We start from the raw sequence: 23526 nt of genomic DNA, 5'->3' as shown, positions 1-23526 counted from the left end.
GTTGCACCTGGAGGCGCTGCCGTGAGCGTGCGCGTCCTGCTGTCATTGCCGCTGGAGGCATCGCTCGCGGCGGCGCAGGCCGCGTTGCTGGCGACGCCGCCGGGCGAGGTGGAGTGGGTGCTGCCCGTGGGCGAGGGCGTGCTCACCACGGACCTTGTCGTCGGCACGCCCGCGCACGCGCTGCGGCTCACGGGTGGGCCGGGAGTGGCGCTGAAGCTCGATGGCGCAACGCTCGAGGTCACGGGCCTCGTCACCAGCCTTTCGGGCGTGACGGTGGTGGCGGTGGACGCCGGGTTGATCCTCCTGGGCGCTCGGGTGGAGGTGGCGGACGTCACGGTGAGCGCCAACTCCCCGGGCGACTGCGCGGCGCTGAGCGTGGAGACCCCTGACGGCACGGTGGTCATCGACTCGCTCTCGGTGACGGCGGCGAAGGGCGAGGACGCGACGGGGCTCCGGCTCCTGGCGGCGGAGGCCCGCGTGACGGGCCTGTCCATCGGGGCCGTGGAGGCTACGGTGGGCGAGGCCTTTGGCGTGCGGGCGGTCTGTCAGCGCTCGCAGTGGGCGGATGTGACGGTGCGGGACGTCGTGGGCGTAGGGGCGGGCGTGGGCATGGAGCTGGCGGGCTTCACCCGCGCGGACCTGTCCGGGCTCACGGTGGCGATGGTGTCCGGCGGAAGCGCGACCGGCGCTCGGGTGCTGGTCGCCCGGGAGGAGGGCGAGGGACTGTCCGCGGTGGACGTGTCCGTCACTGACGTGAAGGCGCTGGGGACGGAGTGGAGCGTCGGGCTGATGGCGGCTTCCGTGGGCGCGCTGCAGTTGCGCGGCTTCACCGTGCAGCGGGTGCAGGGGGCGTTCGCGCTGGGCCTGCTCGCGCTGGGCGGGCAGGGCATCGAAGCGGGCATCGGGCAGGTGGAGGACGTCGCGGGCGGCTCGCGCGCCACGGGCATGCGGGTGCTGGGCGGCCCTTCCCTGGAGCCGGTGGCGGTTCGCGACGTGGAGGTGAGCCGAGTGTCGGCCGCGCCGGTTCCGGTGGCCGCGCAGCCGGCCTCGGCGTGGTCGGACTGGCTCACCGCCGCGCTGGATGCACTGTCGGCTTCGGTCGTGGGACCGCTGACGCTGCCTGCGTTCCCCTCCGATGCGGACGTCGTGGGGCTACATGTGGCCGCGCCGCTGGGCGGTCTGGAGCCGGTGCTGGACGTGGGCACGCCGGGGGAGATTGCCGTCGAGGACTGCTCCCTCTTCGTCATCACCGGCACCGCGCTGCAACTGGAGGGCGGGCTGCGCACGGCGCTGGTGCGGCGCACCGAGGCCTGGACGTCGGTGCACGCGGGCTGGCTCCAGGCCGAGCAGCTGCTGCTGGCGCAGCTCACCTGGCACCGGCATGCGCATGGGCCGCGGCTGGGGCCGGGGGAGATCCGAGCGTACGACTCGCTCTTCACGGCCATCGTGGGCGCGCCCCTCGTGCTGGAGACGGACGCGGAGCTGTCCGCTTCGCCCGCGTTGTTCGCGCAGGGCGCGGGCCTGCCGTTCCTGGAGGTGGGGCCGCTGCCGTACCGGACGCCCGGTGCTCCAGAGGTGCCTCCGGTGCTCCTCGCGGGGGGCCTGCCGCCCCCGGAGACCGTGGACCTGCGGCTGGTGCCCGACGCCGCCATCTCGCGCGCGGCGGTGCCCGTGCCGGGCGACGGTCCTCGCGACCCGGCGCCGTTCGTGGGCGCGTGGGCTCCGGACGTGGTGCCGGGGTGTGACGTGCGGGATCCGCAGCCGCGCCCGTTTCTCGCGGCGCCAGAGCGGCCCGCCCCCGGGGCGTTGGTGGACTACCAGGCGCGTGACGCGCAGTCGCTGCTGGCGGTGATGCTGGAGCGGGCCCGCACGGTGATGGCGCCTTGGGAGGACCGCGGGCCCGCGGACTTCACGACCATGCTGCTGGAGGCGGTGGCCGCGCAGCTCGACTCGCTGGCGTACCAGCAGGAGCGCGCCGTGGTGGAGGGCTTCCTGGAGGACGCCCGGCTGCGGCGCTCCGTGGAGGACCACGCGCGCGGCCTGGACTACGTACCGGACCCCGGACTCTCCGCCACGGTGATGCTGCGCTTCCGGTTGGATGCCACCGCGCTCGCCGCGCTGGTGCAGGCCCGGCTGGAGGCGCTGCACCTGCAGGTGCTTCCGCCCGGCACCACCGCGCTGGAGTTCCTCACCGGGGGCGGCGTGCTGGAGCTCCCGGCCGACACGCTGGTGGCGAACGCCACCACGGACGAGCACTCGCTGGTGTTCGTCACCGAGTCGCCCCTGTCCTACTTCCCCCGGCTGGAGGCCGTGACGCTCGCGGAGTCCGTGCAGGCGGGGGACACCGGGGCCACGCTCGCGGGCCTCTACCCGGAGCTGGAGCCTGGCCGGTGGCTGATCCTCTACCAGGGGCGCGGCGAGGGCGGTCACGTGGTGCGCGTGACGTCCGTGGCGCTCGCCACCGATACGACCTTCGTCGGGTGGGATCCCCGCCGCTTCGCGCCGGAGGCGTTCCTGGCCCCGGGGGACCCCGCGCCCGGGCCTCGCGCGACGGTGCTGGGCAACGTGGTGCCCGCGCATCACGGGCTGCCGGTGACACCGCTTCCGGAGGGCTTCGAAGCGGACTCGGCGGAGCCCTTCGCGCGCGGCCTCGCGCAGTGGCGCGCGCTGCTGTCACCCGTCGTGGATGGCAGCGAGGAGCGCGAGTGGGCCCTGCCGTTCCACCCGGTCAGCGTCCAGGCCTCCGGGTATCCGTTGCCGGGAGATGAAGCCCGGCGCGGGACGCCCCAGCTCCAGGTGAGCGTGGAGGACGACCCGTGGACGCTGGTGGACGATCTGTCCGTCCAGGGACCGGGGGATGAGGTCGTCGTCCTGCGAGCGACTCCCACGGGCGGTGCAAGCCTGCGCTGGGGCGATGGCGTCAACGGCGCCGCGCTGCCGCCCCGGGAGACGGCGCTGGGGCTGTCGCTGCGCATTGGCCTGGGGACGTTGGCGAACGTGGGGGAGGGCGTGCTCACGCGGCTGCTCCAGGTGCCGTTGGATCCGCAGCGCTCCGCGTCCGCGGGCGAGCTGCTGGCCCAGTCGATGGACGACCTGCGCCTGCTGGTGCGCGTGGACAACCCTCTGCCCGCGGTGGGGGGACGCGATCCGGAGTCGCTCGACTCCATCCGCTACCGCGCGCCAGCAGGCGTGTCGCAGCCCTTGTCCGCCGTCACCGTCGAGGACTACGTGCGCATGCTTCAGCAGTTGCCGGAGGTGGCCGGAGCCTCCGCGCGCGCCGTGAGTCGGGACCTGCGCACGGTCATCCGCGTGACGGTGCTGCTGCGCGACGAGGACACGCTGGACCGCGACGAGCTGCTGCGGCGCTGGGCCGGAGTGCGGCGGCGGTTGGAGGAGCTCCGCCTGCTGGGCGTGGACGTGGAAGCGCTGCCGCCCCGGTGGGTGCCGCTGGATCTGGACCTGGAGGTGGACGCCGCGCCGCACGCGCAGGCGGATCAATTGCGCGACGCGGTGGTGGGCGCCATCGCGGGTGACGGGGGCCTGCTGGATCCGGACCGCTCCGGCCTGAACGGCGACGTGCAGCTCGCGGACCTGTACCAGGCGGTGCTGCGCGTGCCGGGAGTGACGGCGGTGCGGGTGAAGCGCTTCCGCCGGCTGGAGCCCCACGCGCAGGAGCGGCTGGAGGCGGGCGTCATCCCCATCGGACCGGAGGAGGTGGCCACCGCGCGCGGGGGGTACTGGCCGGGCTCCGAGGGCGTCCTCACGGTGCAGGTCTGCGGAGGGCTGCGATGAGCCGCGTTCCTTCCACGCACCAGGCGCTGACGCATGAGCAGCTCCGCACCCGGCTGGGAGCGTCGGCGCGCATCGTCTTCTCCCGGCTGGACGAGGCGCCGACCTGGAACCCGCTCGCGTACGCGGCGCCGTCGTCGGTGGACCTGGGGCGCGGGCTGCTCGACAGCGTGGCGCTGGCGCTGCACGTGCTGTGGACGTACCAGCAGGCGTGGGCGGAGGAGGGCTTCCTCGCCACCGCGCGGCTGGAGGACTCCGTCTCCAAGCTGCTCGGGCACATCGGCTACCGCCCGAGCCCGGGCACCGCGGCGGTGGGGCTCCAGCACTTCCGCTGCAAGGCGAACGTGCGCGGCACGCTGGCCGCTGGAACGGCGGTGAACTCAGCGGCGGAGGGGGAAGAGGCCGCCGCCGTCTTCGAGACGCTCGCGCCCCTGCGCCTGCTGCCGGAGCTCAATGAGCTTCGCGCGTTCCTGCCTCCTCGCACGGGGGCGGAGACGGGCACGGGAACAGGGACGGGCGGAGGCACGGGAACGGGGGGCACGGGCACGGGAGGAACCGGCACTCCTTCCGGCGAGGCGGGTGAGCCCGGTGCTCCGGCGCCCACGGGTGGCATCTTCGGGCCGGGGTCGGTGGTCGCGGGACTTCAGGAGCGCATCGAGGTGCAGCGCCACGGTCCGCTGGAGGAGCGGCGGGTGGCTCGGGCGAAGCAGGATGCTCGCAAGCTGGCGTCGCTGATGAAGACGCTGGACCTGGGCGGGGATGCCGCGTGCAAGGGCACCCTGGACGCGCTCTGCGAACAGCTGTGCGAGGCCCAGAAGGTCGTGGCGCAGGCGGTGCCTCCTCCTGGCCGTCCCGTGGGGGCGTTGTCCGAGTCACAGGAGATCCTCGCGAGGCAGCTTCGCAACCTCCAGAAGCGGCAGGCGGAGGCGCTGGCCGCGCTGGAGGCGGCCCTGGCTCCCTGCGCGGACGAGGACCCGGCGTTGCACGCCGTGCGGTTGGACCAGATGGTCACGTTCCTGGATGCCTTCGTGAACAGCCTCATCCAGGAGGCGCGGGATCAGCTCGTCATCCTCAAGGGAAGCGAGGCGCTGAACCGGGCGGACCTCGCCTTCGGCGCGGAGGCGGGGGTGGCCCGGCCGCTGGGCGTGGCGGGGGCCGGCACGGACACGGTCTACCTCTTGGCGCTGACGGATGCATCCGGGCTCTCGTCACAGGAGCCTCCGGTGCGTCCAGGGGACTGGCTGGTGCTGGCCGAGGACGTGGAGCGCCTGGGCCCCGGCGGCGCGAAGGGCACCGAGCGGCTCTACCGCGAAGCGCTGCGCGTGCTGCGCGTGCGCATGGAGATTCCGCCGGGTCAGCGCACGCCGATGACGCAGGTGACGTTCCAGCCGCCGCTGTCGCGCGCGTACGCGTTGGACCGGGTGGTGTTGCTGGGCAACAACGCGCTCGTCAGCGAGGGCTCCACGGTGGAGGAGGTCGCCGTGCCCGCGCTGGACCTGCGCACGGTGCCGTTGCTTCACGCGCCGGTGACGTGGCTGCGCGACCCGAGCCACTCGGGAGGGCGTCGGCCGGAGGTGTCCCTCACGGTGGGGGGACGCGCGTGGCAGCCGGTGGATTCGCTCCTGGACGCGGCGCCGGATGCGCTGGCCTTCGCGGTGGAGCCGCTGCCGGCCGGGGCCGCGCGCCTGCGCTTCGGCGGCGAGGATCACGGCTCGGCGTTGCCCCTGGGCGCGGAGGTGCGGGTCCGGTATCGCGTGGGGCGGGGGACGGGCGGGAACCGGGCCGCGCTGCGATTGATGGCGATGGCGACGCCGAATCCCTGCGTGGAGAAGACCTTCAACCCGCTGCCGCTGGCCGGTGGGACGGATCCGGAGGAGCCCTCGCTGGCGCGGGTGCGAGGGCCCGCCACGGTGGGCGCGATGGACCGCGCGGTGTCGCTGCCGGACGTGCTGGCGCTGACGTTGGTGTTCGACGGCGTGCACCGCGCGAACGTGTTCCGCGACGCCGTGCGCCGCCGGTCCTTGAAGGTGGTGGTGTCCGGGCCGGAGGGGGCGGCCCTGCGTGCGTCCGACCTGGAAGCGCTGCACGCGCACCTGGCGGCGCGGGTGGCGCCTGGGGTGGAGCTGCACCTGATCAACCGGCAGCGCGTGGAGGTGCGGTTGAAGGTGCTGCTGCGCGTGGTGAGGGGCGCGGATCCGGTCGCGGTGCTCCAGGAGACGCGCCTGCGCCTGGGCGTGGATCGCGACCCGGAGCGCGACCTGGGGTTGCTGGATCCGGACCGCGTGGAGCTGGGCCAGGACCTCCAGCTTTCGGACGTGTACGGCGCGCTCGCGGGCATTGATGGATTGCGCTCGGTGGTGGTGCAGCGGCTGCATCGCGAAGGCACGCCGCCGACCCTCTTCGAGCGCATCGTCACCACGCCCGGCGAACTGCTGGCATGGGCACCCCCGTCCGGCGAAAGCGACGGCGTCGAGCTGTCCTACGAGGAGGCCCAGGACCTATGAGCCACGCCTCGCCGTGCCTGTCCGACCACCGCTCCGGGCCCTCGGACATGGGGTCTGTCCACGTGGATGAGAAGATGAGAACCCGGCTTGGGCTCCCTGGCGGCGGCGCACCGCGCGAACTGGTCCGACAGTCGGACCAGTTGGGAGAGCCCGGTCCGGGAGGGCCTCCGCACCAACCGGGCCGCGGAAACCTGTCCGACAGTCGGACCGGTTTGGAGGTGCGCTTCCCATGAGCCCTCCCTCCCAGCGATTGATCCAACTGCTCCCCGGCCTCTACACGGCGCGGGACTCCACGCTCGCGGACCAGCCGCTCCTCAAGCTGCTCGCCGTGCTGGGCATGGAGCTGGACGCGTTCTCCCGCGCGGTGGACCAGCTCTGGGATGACCACTTCGTGGAGCGCGCCGGGCCGCAAGCGCTCCCGTTGCTCGCGGAGCTGATGGGCGCTCGGCTGCTCACCGACGACCCTCGCGTGCAGCGTGGGGTGGTGGCTCGCGCGGTGGCGTGGCGCAGGCGGAAGGGCACGCTCGCGTCGCTGGAGGAGGTGCTCTCCGTCACCAGCCTCTGGGACGCGGAGGTGGATGAGTCCTTCCGCTCGCTGCTGGAGACCCAGGACCTCAACGACGTGCTGCCCTGGCGCGGTCGCAGCGCGGTGGTGTGGGATCCCATCGGCCTCGCGGATCCGCTCACCCGCCGCTCGCCCGGCGTCGAGCGTCCCCGTGACGGTGTCGTGGAGCGCGGTCCCGTCATTGGCATCGCACCGGGAGAGACGCTGGACCAGGCCCTGCGCCGGCTGGGTAGCGCGGACGCTGGCCGCCATGCCGCGACGCCGCGCACGCTGGACCTGCTGGGCTGGGCACGCCCGGACGTGGCGCTCATCCGCACCGCGCGACTGACTCCCGTGGAGCTGGAGGAGGTCACCCCGGCCACGGTGCACACCCTGCCCAACGGCTACCAGGGCTTCCGCGTGGATCCCCTTGACCGCGATGGCCCCCTGGTCTGGCTCAAGCCGCTGGAGCGCGCGGACCTCACGGGCGGTCTCACCGCGCGCCACGAGCCCGCGCCTCCGTCGCTCACCACGGGACGCACGGCGGCGATGTTGCTCACTCCCACCGCGCTGGCCGAGGACGCCGACGCCGCCGAACGCGCGGATGCCATCACCGTCTCCATCGACGGCATTCCGCTGGTGGGACCAGAAGCCCTGCCGCTCCTGCGTGGCCCCCTGCCCACCGCGCCCGTCGGGCCTGCCCCCACGCTCCGGTTCGCGGACCGGGGCCGGCCGTCGGCAGGGGACAGGTGGCGCCTCACGCTGCTCGCCGCGCGTGAGAACTCGGACACGGTGCTCCTGTCCACGGAGCTGACATCGGACGCGCTGAACACCGTCACCGTCACGCCGGAAGCGAACCAGCTCCTGGGCGGCACCACGGCGGCGCTCCTCGTCGAACGCGTGAGCGGCGAGCCGCGCCTGCGCGACGTGGACGGCTCGTGGCGCACCCTCGCCGCGGGCCTCCGCCAGGGACCGCCCCGCAGCAACGCTGTCCGCGTGGACCTGTCGGGCGCCTCATGGGTCGCGCGCATCGAGCAACACCTCGCCGACGGCAGCCTGCGCCTCGCCCGCTTCGACGCGAGCGGCGACGGTGCGCCCTGGCAGGTGGCGGAGCTGGGCGGCGCGCTGCCTCCGGATGGTCCGGGCATGTCCCTCGCCGTCGTTGGAGACGCGCTGCTGCTGGTGGCACCGGATGGGGCGGGGAAGCTGGGCGTGTGGTCGGTGACGGGCCTGGACACCGCCACGCCGACGGGTGCGCGGCTGGACACCGCGAGCCCGCGGCAGCCCTCCGCGCGGCTGGCGCCTGGCCTGTGCGTGCGAAGTGGCCGGTTGTTCGTCCACGGCGGCGACCTGGGCGGCGCGCCCACCGGAGACCTCTGGTCGCTGCCGGTCGCGGGTGGGCCGTGGCGGCCCCATGCGGTGCGCAACCGCCAGGAGCGCAAGGCCGCGACGCTGCTGAGCACTCCGCAGGGCCTGGTGCTCCTGGGCGGCGAAGCCGTGACGGGCGAGCTGGCCGTGCCGGTGATGTCCTGCGACCCGGCCTCCGCGAGCCCGGCCTGGCGCCCCCTGGCCCCGCTGCCCATCCCCGCGAACCTGCCCGGCGTGCTCGTGGCGACGCAGACCGCCGAGGGGCTGGAGGCGCTCGTCTGGGCGGACACGACGCGTCCCCGAAGGATGACGCTGAAGGCGGGAGAGGGCGCCTGGGTCGCGGGACCGCTGGAGCCCTCGGGTACGAACCCTCCGGTTCCAGGAGAGGCGCTGTACGTCGACGGCCGCGTGCTCCTCGTGGATCCGGCGCCGCTGCCCGCGTCGGAGGTCGCCTTCTCACTGGGCGGGCGCGGACACCTGGCGTTCCTGCCGGAGCTGGCCCTGCTGCCAGAGGAGCTCCTGCGCTTCAACGTCGCCAACGACGGCGCCGTGTTCATCGAACCCCGCGAGGGTCAGCCGCTCCCGCTCGACTCCCGGCCCGGTGGCGCGTACCACTCCCGGGATGCCTCCGTGGTCGGCGGCGCGCGTCGCTACTCGATTCCCGGACGGCTGAAGCGCCAGCCGTTCAAGCTGCGCCAGCGAAGCCTGGGCCCGTGGACGACGCTCGCGCCCAGCAACGCCTCCGGCATCGTCGCGGTGGATCCGCGCCTGGGACGCGTCGTGCTCCAGGACGATGCACCCGTGGGCCGCGTCACCGTCTCCGCGCGGGTGGGGCGGGGCGCCTCGCTGGGCGCGGGGCTGCTCCCGCCGGACCGCCGTCCGCCCGCCGCCTGGGCGGAGCCGGACCTCCCGTTCATCGATCCTCCGGACCGTCCCGGAGACCGCTCCGGCACCGGCCTTCCCGTCACCGCGTGGATCTCCCCGGAGCGCGCGGGCGGAGTGCTGGCGGCCGGAGGCCAGGAGCGGCCCATCGTCGCGACCGTCGCGCAGGGACTCGGCTCCGGAGCGCCTCCGGTGCTGGGCCTCATCGGTTCGCCGCGCCTGCCGCCGGAGCGCCTGTCGCAGGGGCTGGACAGCGGGCTGTCCCTCTTCGCCGCGGACACGGGCGCGGTCCCCTGCATCGGCGCGGACGAGCAGGGCTTGTCGCTGGCGCTCTACCCGGGCTTCGGCGGCAGCGCGGCCACGGGCGTGTGGCTCGCGGGGCTGTGGCTCGCGGGGCGGCTGGAGCTGGTGCTCGCGCGAGGTCAGGCGGACCTGCGCTGGTGCAACCTGGGCGCGCCCGGACAGGTGGGCCTGTGGATGCCGGGCGGCGGCCACCAGGACATCAGCGCGCGGCGCTCGCTGCCTCCCGCCGACGTGGAGCTGCGCCTCTACGGCTGCATGGTGGGCGTCATCGAGCTGCCGCCCTGGGTGCACCTCGTCGCCGCGGGCTGCACCTTCGACGCGAGAGATCGGGACGCGGTCGCCATCCGCGCGGCGGGCGCTCGCGTGCGGCTGCGGCACTGCACGGTGCTGGGCGCCACGGAGGCGGGCGTGCTGGAGGCGTCCTCCTGCGCCTTCGCGGGCGAGGTGCGCACGGACCGGCCGGACCTGGGCTGGCTGCGCTACAGCCTCCACGCGCTCGGCGGACAGCCCCCGGTGTCGCACCAGTCGCGGGTGCACACGGTGTCGTTCCAGTCCAACCGCCAGACCGACCCGGGCTACCTCGTACTCGGCGACAACAACGGCCCTGACGCGCTCCACGCCTCCGAGCGCGGCGGCGTCCCCGGCGCCCACGGCGAGCGCTCCGACCACGAGCGCGAGCTGTCCGCGCGCACCGACGACAGCATGCCCATTGGCGTGACGCCCTTCCACGCCGACCGCAGCCAGGACGACCTCATTCGGATGAGCCGACCATGACCGTGAAAGCGTACACCTCCAGGTCCCGCTTCGACGAAGCCCGGCGATTCTCCGGCGTCTACCAGCAGATGGGGCGCATGAGCCTCGACGCTGACTGGAACGAGGAGGTGCGGCTGCGCACCGTGGACGCGCGCCGCCGCTCCGCCGACGTCGCCGAGGGCTCGCCCGACGACGGCTTTCGCATCGTCGACACGTACCTCGTGGACCCCATCCGCAACGTGCTCGGCTGGACGGGGCAGGGGCTGCCCGTCGGCGACGAGCGCACCATCCCGCGCGAGCTGCGCCTGGACCGCTACGACTCGGAGACGCTGCCCTTCGTGGTGCGCAGCCGGGGCCACATCGCGCTGCGCCGCACGCTGCCCGCGCCCCTGGACCTCACGGCCGTGCCGCGCTCCGACGGCACGGACTTCACCGCGTCGGCGCTCGTCATCGGCCTGCGCTTCGAACGGCCGCCCACCGACGATGAGATCATCGACCTGCGCGTGGTGGTCGCGGACACGGACGGCCACGAGACCATCATCTCCGCCGGCCTGGGCCAGCGCCCCTCCGGCTGGAACGACGTGCGCTTCCCCGTCTCCGCGTTCGCGGACGTGGACCCGGCGAAGCTGAGCACCTGGGGCGTGCTGGGCCTGCCGCCCGTGGCCCGCACGTGGGTGAGCGCGCTGCGCGTGGAGGACGCGGCGCTGGGGGCCGATATCATCATAAGGGGCGGTGACGGGACGCTGCCGGGCGCGGGCCGCATGCTGCTCGACGGCGTGCGCATCTTCCTGGAGCAGGATCTGCGCTACTCCGCGCAGCCGGACCTGCCGGAAGCCACCCCGCTGGCCGCGCTGCCCACGGACGGCACGCTGCACCACTTCTTCTTCCTCGACTGCTGGGAGCAGACCACCACCCACCTGGACGACGCGTTCCTGGAGGAGCCCGCGCTGGACGGCCAGGACACCACCGTGCGCCTGCGGCTCGTCACCCAGGTGCGCGCACTCCAGGGCCTGGCCGCCACCGACGCGGAGGTCCTGCCCACGCCCACCAGCGGAGCGCGGCTCACCACCAACATCCCGAAGGGCGCGCTGCCGGATCGCTTCCCGCCGGAGCCGCTGGACCCGTGCCGCGACCGCTGCCTCGCCACGGAGAACGCCTCCACGGGCGAGGGCTACGTGGGCTCCGACAACCTCCACTTCCGCGTGGAGTTCTTCCAGGGCGGCGCGCAGCCGGTGGTGCTGTGGTCGCGCGACAACGGCTCCACGGTGCTGCCGCTCACCGCGCCCGCGGCGGCGGATGCGATGACGCTCCAGGTCTCCCCCGAGAGCGCCGCGAAGCTGCGCGCGGGCGACCTCGTCGTCATCGAGGACCGCGTGACGCGGCTCCAGCCGGAGGGCCCGTCGCTGCCGGTGCTGCGGCGGCTGCGCGGCGTCCAGGCGGACACGGGCAAGCTGGAGCTGGCGGACGCGAGCGCCGTGCTCACCACGGACCCCGTGCCATTCGCGGTGGGAGGCACGCTGGGCCGCGCCTTCAGCCCCACGCAGGGCGCGGCGGTGCGCCGGTGGGACGGCGGCGACCTGCTGGTGCCGAACGTGCGCTACCGCTTCGACGACGGCATCACGCTGGCCTTCGCCAACACGGAGGGACGCGCGACGGAGTACTGGTCCTTCACCGTGCGCGTGCGCGCGGCGGACGGCGCGGCCCGGGGCGAGGTGGAGCAGCTCACGGACGCGCCCGTGCACGGCCCGGTGCACCACTGCGTGCCGCTGGCGCGCGTGACGGGCGGCGCGGTGCGCACCTTCGAGGATCTGCGCCCGCGCTACCTGCCGCTCGCCCAGGTGCGCGACCGGCTGGTGGAGCTCTCCGAGCGCGTCGTGGGCCCCGGCGTCTTCACGGTGGTGGTGGGCGACGGCGTGCGCAGCTTCGGCGACGTCGACCAGGACCTGCTCGAAGGCATCACTGGCGACGAGGCGCTCCAGGCCGCGGTGGACCGGATGGGCGGGCAGGGCGGCTCCATCTTCGTGCGCTCCGGCCGCTACAAGCTGGAGCACCCGGTGCTCCTGCGCAACCTGTCCTCCGTGCACCTCCTGGGCGACGGCGAGTCCACCGAGCTGCGCACCCAGGGCTCCGGCGGCGCCTTCTTCGTGGACCGCTGCGGCCTGGACGGCGACGTGCGCATCGAGGACTTCAAGCTGGTGGAGGCCCCCTTCGAGGACGTGGTGATTGGCGAAGGACTCCAGCCCGTCGTCAGGGTCGTGACGAAGAGCGTGGCCACCACGGACGGCAGGCGCTTCGTGCCGCTGGCGGAGGTGGACGACGACCGCGTGCTGGAAGAAGACGACGTGAAGCACCCGTCCGCCGAGGCCGACTTCGTGGACGTGGTCGCCGACCGCATCAAGGTCATCGCGCCCGGCCAGGGCCGCGCGGCGGGCTCCGTCGTGGCCACGCTGGTGCAGCTGCGCAAGCTGCAGCGCCTGCATCCGGGCCAGCCACTGGAGGACGTGCCGGAGGCGAAGCCGCTGCTCGACGCGCTGGCGACGCTGCCGCACGGCGTGGTGACGCTGGCGGACTCCAGCGGGGTGACGCTGCGCCGCTGCCTCATCCAGGCGAACCAGGCCGGCTCGGAGGCGACGGGCGTGCTGGTGACGGGCACCTGCGAGCGCATCGTCATCGACGAGAACCGCGTGGGCGCGGCGACGGGCATCGCGGTGGCGCCGTATGCCCCGTACCTCGCGGAGCGCTTCCTCGCGTCCTTCCCGCGCGCGGGCCTCTTCGTGGACGCGCTGGCCATCACGAACAACCGGCTCCAGCCGCTGGGCGACGCGACCACGGGCATCCACGTGGCGGACGGACGTCTGGCGGGCGTGGAGGTGCGCGGCAACCGCATCCAGGGCTTCCAGGTGGGCATCCTGGTGCAGGACCTGGCGGAGGGCGGGCTCGCGGGGCCGGTGGACCGCGTGGTGGTGGAGGAGAATCAGATCCTCGAATGCGCGGCCGTGGGCATCCAGGTCGCGGGCGACGGCGTGGACGTCGCGGGCAACGAGATCCGCAACGCCGCGTCGGACGGCCTGTTCCAGGTGGGCATCCAGCTGTCGGGCCGGGCGCTGCGCGTGCGCGACTGCTGGATCTCCCTGCCGGCCGTGCCCGCCGCGTCGGTGCTGGGCGTGGTGGCCGGAATCGTCGTGGGCGACGGCCTGGATGACGGCGCGTCCAACGGCCGCCCCGCGTCGGACGTGGAGGTGGTGGACAACCGCATCGAAGGCGACGGCGAGTCCACGCCGGGCGTCGGCATCCTGCTGGGCGGCCCGCACCCGGTGTTCGACGTGCGCATCCGGGGCAACGTGGTGCGCGCGCTGGGGGACGCGGCCGTGCGCACCTGGGGCACGGGCGGCGCGGTGGGGCGCCTGCGCATCGAGGAGAACCGCTTCGAACAGGTGGCGCTCGCGGACGTGCCGTCGCAGACGGACAACACCCTGGCGCTGTCCCGGTTGGACCCGGGCCTGGAGGTCACGCTGAGCGCGGACGCGCGCGCCCGGCCCAGGCCGCTGGTGGAGGCGCTGCTCGCCAACGCCACGACCCGCGTGCGCGCTCCCCTGGACGCCGCCTTGCGCTGGCTGGAGCAGCTGACGCTCCGGGGCGCGGTGGTGCTCGCGGGCGTGGACGAGGCGCAGGTGCGCGGCAACCGGCTGCTCCAGGTGGGACGGACGCAGGCCTACGGCGCGCCCGGCCTCCCGGACGCGGAGGTGCGGGCGGCGGGCATCGCCGTCGTGTCCGGCTCCGGCATCACCGTGGAGGGCAACGAGGTGGACGGCGTGCACGCGCCGGTGACGACGACGCAGCCGCCGCCCGTGGTGGGGCCGGTGAAGCTGCCCCCCATCACCCTGGTGCTCCAGCAACTCAGTGTCACCAGCTCCACCGTCCGCCCGGAGCGCGCCGACGTGCACGGGGCCGTGGTGGGCATGTACGCCACCGTGTTGCAGTACTCGGGCGCGAACGAGGACGGACGCCAGAAGATCGGCCGGGGGCTGTACGGGCCGCTGGACACCCTGGCGCAGGAGCTGAGGGACATCGGGACCACGCCCGACAACGTCCTCGACGCGCTGGTGAGCGACGTGGCGGACATGCGCTCCGCCCAGGGCTTCAACGACCACACGAAGACGTCGCATGCGGTGCGCTCGTCGCTGGCGCGCGCGTGCAGCTTCACCGCTCCGGACGACGTGTCCCAGGCGGCGTGGGACACGGTGGCCCAGTTCGACCTGGCCACCGTCTCCGGCAAGGACGCCGTGCTGACGACGGCGGACCGCCTCAAGGGCGCCCTGGACTCGCTGGTGCAGGGCCTGCCCGCCACCGTGAAGGACGCCTTCGTCGGTGCCCTGGGCCGCGTGCAGGGTGGGCCGGACGACCTCACCGCCCTGGTGACGCTGGCGGGGGTGCTGAGCCAGGTGGCCCAGCTGCGCGAGGCGCAGGCGCAGCGCTCGCGACAGCCTGTCATCGGCCAGGCGGTGGGCCCCAAGAGGACCATCATCGGCACCTTCGCCCAGGCCGCGTTGCAGCAGCTCCCACTCCAGCCGGGCACCCGGGGCGCGAAGGCCAACGCGGACGTGCTCTTGCAGCTGCGCCAGTCCAAGGAGGCGCTGTCGGATCAGCTCCAGGAGCTGCACCCCGCGCTGGCCTCGCAGGTGGAGGCGGACTACCGCGACGTGGAGCGCACCGGCGGGCAGCTCCAGCCGGTGGTGGACCGCATGCGCGCCACGCTCAAGCAGGTGCTGGACTTCACCACCGGCCAGCTGCCCCCCACGGACGTCACGCCCGAGGACGGGGCGCGCATCGCGGCGCAGGGGCGCACGGCCACCATCGGCCTGTACGCCGCCAACCTGGACCGGCAGGCGGCGGGCCTCGTCACCGAGTCCGACGACACGGTGGAGAAGCAGCTGCGCGCCTTCGGCACCGCGGTGGGGCAGCTGGGCGAACTGGTGAGCGGCGACGCGGAGCTGTCCACGCTGTCGCTCCAGGCGCACCAGGCGGTGGTCGCCGCCATCGCCCAGCCGCAGAGCCGCCTGGAGCAGGTGGCCATCGCCCGGGGGCTGCTGGACCGCATCCGCGTGACGACGCTGGACGTGCTCCCCGTGCTGCCCATGCCGCCTTCGCCCGTGCCGGTGAAGGCGGAGCCGCTGGAGCGCTGGGTCTCCGCCCTGGGCGCGCTGGTGCTGGCGATGCGCGGGCTCGCCGCGGGCCCGGTGCTCTCCGGTTCGCTCCAGCTCTACCTCACCCAGTACGACCGCGTGCTGGACATCGCGGGCGTGCAGGGAAAGCTCCGCGTCCTCGCGCTCAAGCGCGTGAGCGAGGCGGTCGACGCGCTCGACACGGACAGCGGCACCAGCAGCGCCGCGGCGATCCAGGCGCTGCACCTGCTGGTGGACGAGCCCGCCACCCTCGCGGAGCAGGCCGTCGCGAAGTCCAGCGCGGTGACGGCGGAGCTGCAGGCGGCCGCGGTGCTGCTGCGCGCCGTCGAGCAGGCCCTGGACCCCGCGGAGGACGACGCGTCGCGGGTCGCGCGGCTCAGGGAGTACCTGCGCCAGCGCGCGGACAAGGTCTCCGCGTCGCTCGTCGCCGTCATCACCGTCATGACGGACTTGGAGTCCATCCTGGCCGTGCTGCGCAAGGCCCTGGAGCAGCTCGCGCGCGGCGAGGCCCCGGACCCCGGCGACGTCGGGGTCCCCGTCTTCGACACCTTCCCGTCGCCCGCGGACGGCCTCTTCGTGTCGGGCGTGCAGGGCCGCGTGCGCCTGGCGAACAACACCGTGCGCGACACCGTCACCGGCATTACCGCCCTGGGCGCGGCTGGGCACCTGCTGACGGAGGCGCCCACCGACCCGGGCTCGCTGCTGGACGTGGAGGGCAACCGGCTGGAGGGGTGCGCGGTGGCGGGCCTGCTGATGCGGCCGGACCTGTCCGTGACGGTCGTCTCCGGCAACCACCTCTTCGCGTGCGCGGGGCTGCCCACCGCCGGCGAGCCGGGCCTGGGCCAGGCGGTCGCCACCCTCGTGGGCTCCGGCGAGCTGGTGGTGAAGGGCAACGTCTTCCTGGAGAGCGGCAACACCCTGTCGCAGGCGGTGCTGCACGAGGTGGCCATCGACTGGCGCGGGGAGACGGTGGTGCGCGGCAACACCGTGCGCCACGCGGGCAGCGGGGGCGGCGGCGCGGGCGTGCTCGTCGTCACCGACACGCTGCCTCCGGACCTGGTGGTGAAGCTGTCGCGCGTGCCCTTCCTCGCCACGGACCCGGTGCCCAAGCCTGGCACGGAGGGGCGCGCCGTCGCGGTGAATCGGGCGCCGTCCTCGGTGTCCACGCTCGCGGCGGTGCCTCGCGTGGAGGACCTGGTCCAGCTTGGCTCCTTGAGGCAGCAGTTCGCGAAGGGGCCGGTCCTCAACCGCGCGCTCACCGTGACGGCGCCGGACTTCGTGCTCTCGCAGAGCGCCAGCACGGCGGCCACGCGCTACCTGTCGGCCCCGGCCGCGCTGGTGAGGTCCTCGCTGGTGGACTTCCTCGTCAAGCCCATCCCCATCGTCCCGCGCCCCCTGGTGAAGGCGAAGCGGGGCGTGCAGGTGGAGGGCAACGACATCACCGCGCGGGGGCCGGCGCTGCTGCTGTTGGGCAACGGCGGCGCGGTCATCTCCGCCGCCGTGTCCGGCAACGAGCTGCGCAGCGAGGGCGGCGTGGGCGCGGTGTACCTGCGCCGCGCGGACTCCACCGTCTTCAGCGGCAACCGGTGCCAGTGCCTGGACGCGGTCAACGTCGTCGTCCTGCGCGTGGAGAAGGCGCCGGTGACGTTCACCGGCAACGTGGTGCTGGGCGCGGAGACGGTGACGCCGCCGCCCCCGGTGCTGCGCCCCGCGTGGACGATGCCCGCGGACAAACTGACGCTCCAGATTCCCGTGGGCGGCGGCTCCACCCTGGGCGTGCCCCTGGACCAGGAGCTGCTCCTGGGCGGCCTCCAGCGCCGCCGCGACGTGGCGAGCGACGCCTTCTCCACGCTGCTCGCGGAGCTCGTCACCCAGCCCCCGCCGCCCCAGGCCCGGGCGGAGATCCCCAGCCGGGGCGTGCTGGACCAGACCACCGTGCAGGACGTCCGCTCGAAGCTGCCCGCGACCATGGACGTGCGGCTGGGGGCGCGGACGCTCTACGGCATCGCGGTGACGAAGGACGACTCGCCCACGAGCGCGCTGAAGGACCTGGTGGACCGCGTCGCGCTGCACGCGGATCGGCCGGAGGACGTGCAGGGCCAGGTGCGCTCCGTGCTGGCCGCGGCGGACGGCGACCCGAAGAAGGCCCTCCAGCTGGTGGACAAGAGCGTGCTCGGCATCGACTCGGCGGCGTCCACCGTGAAGGAGAGCATCCTCAACGTCTCCGTGCTGCACGAGGTGCTGGCGGACTCGTTCTACACGGGCGGCACGGCCGGCCCCAAGCCGGTGCAGGACGCGGGCGTGGTGCCCCTCCCGCCGGAGCCGCCGCCGGATCCGTATGCCCACTCCGTCATCATCCTGGGCGGCTCGCGCGTGGCGGCCGTCGGCAACGCGACCACCTCCGGCGTGCACGTCCAGGAAGCCGACGCGGTGGTGGAGCTCAACCCGTAGCGCTGGAACCCCCTTCTTCCGCAAGGACACCCCCATGCCCGACCCCTTCGCCCTCAGCGGCCGCGTCGCCCTCCAGCGCACCGCGCTGCCCGAAGTCACCCTCTCCGCCACGCCGGACGCGTCCGACGCGAAGGCCGCGGCGCTGGACAACCTGGCCGGCACGCGCGCGAAGCTGGACCTGGACGCCGTCGTGCTCAAGGCGCTGGAGGTGCGCATCTCCCGCCTGCCGCCCGTCCCCGCCGTGCCCGTGACGCTCCAGGACCTGGTGCGCGCCGCGCGCCGCAAGCTCATCGCCGAGCGCCAGCGCGAGGTGGGCGTCTGGGTGGACACGCGCGTGAAGCTGGCCATGCGGCTCGTGCAGAAGCTGGAGGAGTGATGCGCAAGCTGCTCGAAGCCAGCATGGGGCAGCGCTGCTACCTCTTCACCACGCTGGGCCAGGTGTACGTGGGCCTGGTGGTGGAGCTCATCGACGACGTCGTCCACCTCACCGGGCCGGACGGCATCACACCCGTCTACATCAACCTGTCGGACGTCTCCGGCGTGCGCCAGTACGACGAGGACGACGACCTGGGGGCCGCGCGATGATTGAACAACTGCTGCAGCAGCTCATCGAACGCACGGAGAGCCGCTACTTCGGCAAGTACCGCGGCTATGTGACGAACGTGTCGGACCCCCTCAACCTGGGGCGCATCCAGTGCGTGGTGCCGCGCCTGATGGGGGACGTGGCCACCGGCTGGGCCATGCCGTGCACGCCCTACGCGGGCCCGGACCAGGGCCTCTTCGTGGTGCCGGACGTGGGCGCGGGCGTCTGGGTGGAGTTCGAGGGCGGCGACCTGTCCCAGCCCATCTGGAGCGGCATGTGGTGGGGCCAGCCGGCGCTCTCCGACCTGGGCCAGCCGGACTCCACCGCGCGCGTGGCCCCGGACGTCAGTGAAGTGCCGAAGCACGACTATCCGCCCCAGTCCGCGGTCCCGGGCGTGCGGATGCTCAAGTCCGCCACGGGCCACTACATCGTCCTGGACGACCGGCCGGAGTCCGCGCGCGTGGAGATCCACGACCGGCAGGGCAACCGCGTCATCCTGTCCGCGGAGGGCCTGGACCGGCTCATCAGCAACGAGCGCACGGTGAACGAGGGCAACCGCTCCGCGGAGGTCGACGGCGACGACCGGCTGGAGGTGGGCGGCGCGCAGGAGGAGTCGGTGGACGGCAGCCACACCCGCGACGTGGGCGGGGACGTGTCGCTGCACGTGACGGGGTCCTTGACGGAGAAGGTGGACGTGGCGGGCTACTCGCGCGTGGTGGGCGGCACCGGCCTCAAGGAGACGGTGGGCGGCCCGCGCGAGGACCGCATCCAGGGCAGCCACACGCGCACCGTGTCCGGCGCGTCGCAGGAGACGGCGGTGGGCGGCTTTGGCGTCACGTCCGGCGGCAACGTGAACCTCGCCGCGGGCAAGTCGGTGAAGGTCGCCGCGACGATGCCGGACCTGCCGGGCCCTTCGCTCAACGCCATCTCCATCGACGCGCTGATGGGCAACGTGTCCATCAACACGATGCTGGGCATGTGCCAGGTGGGCGGCCTCTCCGCCGTCTCGCCCATGGTGCTGGGCGACGGGCTGGCCATCCACTTCACGATGCTGGCGCAGATCCTCAAGGCGGTGAACCCGATGACGGTGGCCGCGTACGGGCCGCTGCTGGACGTGTGGGCCTCGATGACGCCGATGCTGGACTGGTCCTACTTCGGCTTCGTCAAGCGCTTGCCGGTGGGGTGACGCGATGAAGGAGCCCGACTGGAGTCCGCTGGAGGCGTCCGTGCTGCGCGAGCGGCTGGAAGAGGTGAAGGCCCTGCTGCTCCAGGCGGCGGCGGTGGGCCTGGCCCAGGACGCCGGGCGGCTGGAGAAGCTGATGGAGCTGGAACAACGCACCCGGGAGGACGCGCGTGGCCGAGTTCAACGACGCCGCTATCGCTGAGCTCCACGGCGCGCTGGAGGTCTGCTGCGAGGACCTGGCGAAGGCCCTGGCGGAGGCGGAAGGGACGGACGGCACCGGGACGGACGCGGGCACGGGCGCGGGCGCAGGGGCCGGGCCCGCGTGGCGGCCGTTGGTGATCGGCGTGCCGCCGGGGCTGGAGCAACTGGTGGGCATCGTCAAGCCGCCGCTCCAGATCATCATCGCGGTGCTCCAGTTCGTGAAGGCGCTGCTGGAGGCGCTGGCGGCCATTCTCCTGGGGCTGCCGGATCCATTCCGGGCGCTCATCCTCGCGGCCTACGCGCTGCTCAAGGACATCATCGACGACCTGCTCAACGCGGGGGCGTACCTCTACGCGGACGCACCGGGCATCGGCCCCACGGAGACGAACCTGGCGGAGACGGGCTTCATCCCGAACGTGCCCAGGGACTTCAAGGCGGGCTTCGCGTTGGAGCGCCCGCCGGTGACGCCGGATGGCTTCGCGCGCTGGGCGGGGCGGTTCACCGCGTCCTTCGACGACCCGGGGGACAACTCGCGCCCGACAGTGACGGACGGCGCGCCGGTGCAGGCGGTGTTCATCGTGATGGCGGCGCCCTCGCTGGATGCGCTCCGGCAGGCGCTGTACCTGCTGGGCAAGCTGCTCAACATCAGCGCGTTCAAGAAGGCGTTCGAGAAGTACCCCAAGGGCTCGCTGGATCCGCGCCGCAGCCGGGCGCGTGGCAAGTCGGTGAAGCCGGACTGGAAGTCCGCGCGCATGCGCGACCTGTTCCCGGACCTGGAGAAGCTGCACATCCTCCCGGAGGCGCTCCGGTCGCTGCTCCTGTCCGTGGACAACCTCGCGGCGCTCATCAAGAGCCTCGCCGCCGCGATGCAGGACAAGGTGCAGGTGTTGATGAAGCTGGTGCAGGCGGTGCAGGCCATCATCGACCTGCTGGACGCGCTCAAGTCCGCGGGCATGTATGCGCTGCCGGTGTCCACGACGGGGGGCGTGGCGGGGCTGAAGCAGGCCTTCCTCACCGCGACGAACCGGCCCCCGGGCGGCTACGTGGGTGGCATCTGCCTGCTGGCGGCGGGGCCCAACCTGGCGAAGGCCGCGATGCTCTGGGAGCTGCTGGGGCTGTCCGCCGCGATGGACCTGGCGTCGGGGGAACTCACGCTCCAGGACGTGAAGAAGGCGCTGGAGGAGAGCCAGGCGGCCCAGGTGCTGGAGGCGAGCGCGGACGAGGTGAAGGACGCCTGGGGCAACCTGAAGACGAAGGCCCAGAAGCAGGCGGACAAGTTCGTGAAGGCAGTGGAGGACGCGCCCGGGGACTTCGTGAAGGCGGTGGGGCGCACGCCGGAGGAACTGAAGGCCGCCGCCGAGCGGAGTCGCTCCACGCTGGTGGAGGTGCTGGACCAGTCGAAGGAGCACGTGGAGGAACAGAAGGACATCCTGGAGGGCATGCTCTCCACGAAGCATTCCCAGCGCAGGGGAGGGCGTTCGCTGGCGATGGGGTTCGGAGGGCCCGGCGCGTCCGAGCGTCCGCCGAGCCCGCAGCCGCCCGTGGCTGACACGTCCACGCCGCCCGCGGGCACGCCGAAGAAGGGAAATGGCCCGTGAGCGCGGTGACACGCCTGAGCATGGAGCTGGACGGGTGGCAGGCGGCCTGGAAGCAGCTGGAGGCCTTCCTGGACCGCGTGGACGGCGTGGCGGATCAGGACGCGCCGCACGTGCAGACGGTGTGCGCGCTGTTGCCCGTGTTCAACGTCATCGAGCGGGCCCGCCGTCGCGCGGTGGGCATCGCGCTGGCGCCGGCCCTGGCCTGCGCGCCCCGGGGCGAAGGGCTGCCCGCGGTGTCCGCGGGTTCGCTGGTGGGGACGGAGAGCCGGCTGCCGGGAGTGGAGGAGCTGGAGTTCGCGGTGGGCACCATCGGCACGGACAGCGACGGGAAGCTCACGGGAGACGCGGTGCTCGCGAGCACGGTGACGCTGTTCGCGTTCCGCGACGAGAAGCACGGCGGCGAGGTGGCGGTGCGCGTGCCCACGTATGACTTCGGACCGCTGTCGGTGAGCGGCGTCGTGCCGGCCGCCATCGACGCGGGCCTCTTCACCACGGACCAGCGGAAGGATGCGGCGGAGAGCGGCGTCGCGGAGCTGGGGACGTGGACGGGCCTGCGCACCGCGAGGCGGGCGAAGCTGACGACGACGTCGGAGACGGTGTCTCTCAGCCACGTGCTGGACGGGCTGTCCGTCTCGTCGCTTTCGAGCGCCTTCGACGCGGTGGCCTCGGGCGCCGCGGCCCGGAAGAGTGAGTGCCTGTCGGACCGGAGCGTGCTGCTCCAGGCGAAGGCCACGGTGCAGGAGCAGGGCGCGACGCCGGAGCTGACGGATGCGCTCCAGCGCGCGGCGGACTCGTTGCAGGCGTCGGCGACGGACTACGGAGCGGTGGCCACGGCGCTCCAGCCTCCGCGCACCGTGATTGCTTCCGTGTCCGGCCTGGCGTCGCTGAAGACCACGCTGCGGAGGGCGGACTCCCCGGGCATCCCCGGACAGCTGTCCAACGAGCTGACGACGCTGGACACCGAGGCGGGGAAGGGCATGGACGAAGCGGTGGCGGCGCGGCTGGCGTATCCGGACGGGCCGCTGCGGATGCTCCGGACGCTGGAGTGGTCGCTGCGCTTCCACTGGGTGTTCCGCCAGAGGTGGTTCGACGCGCGCAACCGGACCGCGCTGGCGCCGCTGCTGCGGCAGGTGCTGAAGCCGTTCTGCGACAGCCTGGCGCGGGTGCTCGCGGGACAGTCCACGGGGATTCCGTTGGTGGGCCCGGTGCTGCTGGTGAAGGACACGCCCACGCAGGCAACGGCGCTGTCGGTGACGCCCACGGTGGACCTGGGGCTGGTGCAGGCAGGGCACGTGGCGCACGTGGGAGGCGACCGTCCCACGCTGGCGCTGGTGCTGGGCTGGGAGGTGAAAGGGACCGAGAAGCGCCTGCGCATCGCGCCGCTGAACGTGTCCATCGCGACGGGCGCGAAGCTGCCAGGGGTGGCGGGACTGGTGAGGAGCGGATCCCCCGTGGATGGGAGCGCCGTGTCCATCTCCACGCAGGAGCTGCTGGATGGGCACTCGGCGGCGGGGCCGCAGGCGGACGGGGTGGTGCAGGAGCTCATCGCGCTGGGCGCGAAGCTGAACCTGCTGCTGGGGCAGGGCGGGGGAGCGCTGGGGTTGGTGCCTCCGGCGGTGGCCGCGCCGTATCCAGGGCAGACGTTCAAGCTGGTGCCTCCGGTGGAGGTGGGCGCGACGCGGCTGTTCCTGGACGGGATGCCTGCCGCCAGTGCGTCCGGTTCAAGCAAGCCGGTGCAGGTGGCGAGGCCGGGGGAGTTGCTGCTGGTGCGAGGCGCGGACGACGAAGGCACCTGGTGGCAGGGCGTGGCCCAGGTGGACACGGTGGACGTGCGCACGGGCGCGGCGGCCCGGGCGGACGATGAGGTGACGACGACGCCCACGCCCCTGTGCTGCGGGGACGACGAGGAGGTCGTGGTCATCACGCTGCGCGACCTGCAATTGCCGAAGGCGCTGGTGCGCGACGTGACGCTGCGGCGCGACTTCAAGGGCTTCGGAGGGCCCAGCCTCGCCACGGGCGTGATGCTGCCCATCGAGCTGGATCCCGGCACGGCGAACATCACGGTGCAGGACGGCGGCGTGACGAAGACGGTGCTGAGGGATCCGGAGCTGCGGGCCGCGACCACGGTCCTCAAGTCCTGGCTGGGAGTGCCGACATGAGAGAAGCACGAGACGACCTCTTCGC

The 23526-nt window shown here is 73.4% G+C and carries 10 protein-coding genes; all 10 read left to right on the top strand.

Going from position 1 to position 23526, the window contains the following annotated elements; genetic code table 11:
• Nucleotides 1-21: 21 nt before the first annotated feature.
• Complete coding sequence (locus AABA78_RS36705; protein ID WP_338270141.1) at nucleotides 22-3792, top strand: baseplate J/gp47 family protein; 3771 nt, start codon at nucleotides 22-24, stop codon at nucleotides 3790-3792.
• Nucleotides 3789-6293, top strand: a complete 2505-nt coding sequence (locus tag AABA78_RS36700) for a baseplate J/gp47 family protein (protein ID WP_338270140.1) — start codon at nucleotides 3789-3791, stop codon at nucleotides 6291-6293. The genes AABA78_RS36705 and AABA78_RS36700 overlap by 4 nt, the downstream gene beginning before the upstream one ends.
• Before the next feature lie 229 nt (nucleotides 6294-6522).
• Nucleotides 6523-10164, top strand: a complete 3642-nt coding sequence (locus AABA78_RS36695) for a phage tail protein (RefSeq protein ID WP_338270139.1) — start codon at nucleotides 6523-6525, stop codon at nucleotides 10162-10164.
• Nucleotides 10161-17777, top strand: coding sequence for a hypothetical protein (locus AABA78_RS36690; RefSeq protein WP_338270137.1), 7617 nt, complete (start codon nucleotides 10161-10163; stop codon nucleotides 17775-17777). The genes AABA78_RS36695 and AABA78_RS36690 overlap by 4 nt, the downstream gene beginning before the upstream one ends.
• Before the next feature lie 34 nt (nucleotides 17778-17811).
• The gene (locus AABA78_RS36685) at nucleotides 17812-18153 is read left to right on the top strand and encodes a hypothetical protein (protein ID WP_171416177.1); all 342 of its coding nucleotides are present in this window, start codon (nucleotides 17812-17814) and stop codon (nucleotides 18151-18153) included.
• Nucleotides 18153-18362, top strand: a complete 210-nt coding sequence (locus tag AABA78_RS36680; protein WP_171416179.1) for a hypothetical protein — start codon at nucleotides 18153-18155, stop codon at nucleotides 18360-18362. Before AABA78_RS36685 ends, AABA78_RS36680 begins: the two co-directional genes overlap by 1 nt.
• Entirely contained in the window at nucleotides 18359-19546 is a 1188-nt protein-coding gene (locus AABA78_RS36675) for a phage baseplate assembly protein V (RefSeq protein ID WP_338270135.1), read from the top strand. The genes AABA78_RS36680 and AABA78_RS36675 overlap by 4 nt, the downstream gene beginning before the upstream one ends.
• A gap of 4 nt (nucleotides 19547-19550) precedes the next feature.
• Nucleotides 19551-19745 (top strand): hypothetical protein, encoded by a 195-nt coding sequence (locus AABA78_RS36670; protein ID WP_338270134.1) that lies wholly within the window; start codon nucleotides 19551-19553, stop codon nucleotides 19743-19745.
• Nucleotides 19714-21342, top strand: coding sequence for a hypothetical protein (locus tag AABA78_RS36665; protein ID WP_338270132.1), 1629 nt, complete (start codon nucleotides 19714-19716; stop codon nucleotides 21340-21342). The genes AABA78_RS36670 and AABA78_RS36665 overlap by 32 nt, the downstream gene beginning before the upstream one ends.
• Nucleotides 21339-23501 carry a hypothetical protein gene (locus AABA78_RS36660; RefSeq protein ID WP_338270131.1) on the top strand — a complete coding sequence of 721 codons (2163 nt, stop codon included), beginning with the start codon at nucleotides 21339-21341 and terminating at the stop codon, nucleotides 23499-23501. Before AABA78_RS36665 ends, AABA78_RS36660 begins: the two co-directional genes overlap by 4 nt.
• The last annotated feature ends 25 nt before the right edge of the window (nucleotides 23502-23526 follow it).

It is taken from the genome of Corallococcus caeni, from assembly GCF_036245865.1.
Classification (GTDB): Bacteria; Myxococcota; Myxococcia; order Myxococcales; family Myxococcaceae; genus Corallococcus; species Corallococcus caeni.
Note: the sequence above shows the minus strand (reverse complement) of the source record. Positions and strands in the feature narration are given on the sequence as shown.